The organism is Streptomyces sp. NPDC059853 (genome assembly GCF_042731495.1).
Lineage (GTDB): Bacteria > Actinomycetota > Actinomycetes > Streptomycetales > Streptomycetaceae > Streptomyces.
On record NZ_JBHWJL010000424.1, the window covers coordinates 1 to 3,265 of the forward strand.

General features: G+C 73.0%; 2 protein-coding genes and 1 pseudogene. 2 read left to right on the top strand and 1 reads right to left on the bottom strand.

The window, feature by feature from the left end:
• Positions 1-239: 239 nt before the first annotated feature.
• Together ACFV5N_RS26130 and ACFV5N_RS26135 are read left to right on the top strand one after the other, a co-directional pair.
• Positions 240-785 carry a SigE family RNA polymerase sigma factor gene (locus tag ACFV5N_RS26130; protein ID WP_019432274.1) on the top strand — a complete coding sequence of 182 codons (546 nt, stop codon included), beginning with the start codon at positions 240-242 and terminating at the stop codon, positions 783-785.
• A 133-nt stretch (positions 786-918) separates the two neighbouring features.
• Entirely contained in the window at positions 919-2,589 is a 1,671-nt protein-coding gene (locus ACFV5N_RS26135) for a long-chain fatty acid--CoA ligase (protein ID WP_385604501.1), read from the top strand.
• On the opposite strand, the pseudogene ACFV5N_RS26140 reads toward ACFV5N_RS26135, so the two are convergent.
• Positions 2,583-3,265 (bottom strand): annotated as a pseudogene (locus tag ACFV5N_RS26140) (PAS domain S-box protein); the annotation flags it as partial. The gene ACFV5N_RS26135 and the pseudogene ACFV5N_RS26140 overlap by 7 nt on opposite strands.

Here is a 3,265-nt window from a genome sequence, read left to right on the forward strand (position 1 = left end):
CGGCCGGGGGTCGGCGGGCGGGGCGCCCCCCCGGCGCCCCCCGGCCGCCCCCCCCCCCCACGGTCGTGTCCGGCCGCCCCGGATCATCAGGTGGATCCCTGACGATCCCTGAGGGGACGCCGACCGCTTCTCCACCCCTGGGAGGTGTCGCCGGCACCGCCTCTACTCCCTGGGGGGGATGCCCCATCGGGACCTGTGGCCGATCCGCGCAGGGGGTCCGGCGGCCTACGTTGTTTTCCATGACCACGCCCAGGACGGCCCGGCCGGGGACGCCACTGACCTTCACCTCCTACGTGCGGACACGCGGTCCGGTACTGCTGCGTACCGCCCGCTCCCTGACCGCCAACCCCAGTGACGCCGAGGACCTCCTCCAGACCGCGCTCACCAAGACCTACGTGGCGTGGGACAACATCGAGGACCACCGGGCCCTCGACGGCTACGTCCGCCGCGCCCTGGTCAACACCCGCACCTCCCAGTGGCGCAAGCGCCGCGTGGACGAGTACGCCGTCGACGAGCTGCCCGAGCCCGACCCGCTGCCCGAGCCCGACCCGGCCGAGCAGCAGGCGATACGCGAGGCCATGTGGCAGGCCGTGCGCAAGCTCCCCGAGCGGCAGCGGGCCATGGTCGTCCTGCGGTACTACGAAGACCTCAGCGAGGCCGCCACCGCCGAACTCCTCGGCGTCTCGGTCGGCACCGTCAAGAGCGCCGTCTCCCGCGCCCTGGCCAAGCTCCGCGAGGACACCGACCTGGTGGCCGTCACCCGCCCCCAGGTCCTCGCCGCCTGACCCGGCCCGCCCCACCGAAGGCCGCCCGAACGACGCCCGCACGTCCGCTGCACACCCCCCTGACAGATCCCGCCGGGACTGTCAGACTGCCGAGGCACCATGGTGTTACCCAGAGTGACCCCGGGAGGCTCAGGTGTTCAGCACGATGCAGGACGTACCGCTCACCGTCGCGCGCATGCTGCGCCACGGAAGCACCATCCACGCCACATCGACGGTCACGACCTGGACCGGCGACCCGGCCGCGCCCCACCGCCGGACCTTCGCCGAGATCGGCCGGCGCTCCGCCCAGCTCGCCCACGCCCTGCGCGACGCACTCGGAGTGACCCCGAGAACCGTCGTCGGGACCCTGATGTGGAACAACGCCGAGCACGTCGAGGCGTACTGCGCCCTCCCCGCCATGGGCGCCGTCCTGCACACCCTCAACCTGCGGCTCCCCGCCCGCCAGCTGCGGTACGTCATCCAGCACGCCGACGACCGGGTGATCATCGTCAACGGCTCGCTGCTGCCGCTGCTCGCCCCCCTGCTGCCCGGCCTCGACCGCGTCGAGCACATCGTCGTCAGCGGCCCGGGCGACCGCTCCCTCCTGGCCGGCACCCGGGCCCGCGTCCACGACTACGAGGAACTGATCACCGGCCGCCCCACCACGTACGACTGGCCCGTCCTCGACGAACGCGCCCCCGCCGCCCTGTGCTACACCTCCGGCACCACCGGCGACCCCAAGGGCACCGTCTACTCGCACCGCTCCATCTACCTGCACGCCATGCAGGTCAACATGGCCGAGTCCATGGCCTTCACCGCGGGCGACACCTCCCTCGCCCTGGTGCCGATGTTCCACGTGCTCAGCTGGGGCATGCCGCACGCCGCGCTGCTGTCCGGGTTCAGCCTGCTGCTGCCCGACTGGTTCCTCCAGCCCGGGCCCATCGCCGACATGATCGCCACCGAACGCCCCTGCCACGCCGCCGCCGTCCCCACCCTCTTCCAGGGCCTCCTGCACGAACTGGCCGAGCGCCCCCGCGACGTCTCCGCCCTCACCACCGTCACCATCGGCGGCTCCGCCTGCCCCGAACCCCTGATGCGCGCCCTCGACGAACGGCACGGCATCCGCGTCGCACACGCCTGGGGCATGACCGAGACCTCCCCGCTCGGCACCACCTCCCAGCCGCCCCCCGGCCTCACCCCCGAGGAGGAGTGGCCCTACCGGCTCAGCCAGGGCCGCTTCCCGGCCGGCGTCGAAGCCCGCCTCATCGGCCCGGACGGCACCGAGATGCCCTGGGACGGCTCATCGGCCGGCGAACTGGAAGTACGCGGCCCCTGGATCGCCGGCGGCTACTGGGCGGGCGCGGGCAGCACCGAGCCCGAACGGCCGGCCGACCGGTTCAGCCCGGACGGCTGGCTGCGCACCGGCGATGTCGGCACCATCACGCCCGACGGCTATCTGCGGCTGACCGACCGCGCCAAGGACGTCATCAAGTCCGGCGGCGAATGGATCTCCTCCGTCGAGCTGGAAGGGCTGCTGATGGGCCACCCGGCGGTCCGGGAAGCGGCCGTGGTCGCCGTCCCCGACGAGCGCTGGGGCGAACGTCCGCTGGCCTGCGTCGTCCCGGTGGCAGGCGACGCCGACTACGCCGTGCTGCGCGCCCACCTCGCCGCGAAGCTCCCCCGCTGGCAGCTCCCCGAGCACTGGACCACCATCGAGGAGGTCCCCAGGACCAGCGTCGGCAAGTACGACAAGAAGGTGCTGCGGGCCCGGTACGCGGAAGGCGCCCTCACGGTCACCACCCTCGCACCGGACCCCCGTCAGTGAGCGCCGATCTTCGTCAGCAGATCCACGATCTTCCCCTGCACCTCCGGATGCGTGGAACGCTCCGCGAGGAACAGCACCGTCTCGCCGGACGCCAGCTGCGGCAACTGGGCCGGATCCATCTCGGCCGCCGTGTAGACCACGAAGGGGGTACGGCTCAGCAGCCCGTTGATGCGCAGCCAGTCGATGATCCCGGCCCGGCGCCTGCGCACCTGGTTCAGATCCATCACCACCAGGTTCGGCCGGATCTGGGCCGCCACCTCCATCGCCTCCGCGTCGGAGACGGCGTGCGCCGCCTGCATACCGCGCCGCTCCAGCGACATGGCCAGCGCCTGCGCGATGGCCGGCTGCTCCTCCACCAGCAGCACACGCGGCGGATGCTGCTCGCTGTCGCGCGGCGCCAGCGCCTTGAGCAGCACCGCCGGATCGGCGCCGTACGCGGCCTCCCGGCTCGCCTGCCCCAGACCCGCCGTCACCAGCACCGGCACCTCGGCGGCCACCGCCGCCTGCCGCAGTGACTGGAGCGCGGTACGGGTGATCGGCCCGGTGAGCGGGTCGACGAACAGCGCGGCCGGATAGGCCGCGATCTGGGCGTCGACCTCCTCGCGGGAGTGCACCAGCACGGGCCGGTAGCCGCGCTCGGTCAGCGCCTGCTGCGTCGAGACGTCCGGCTCCGGCC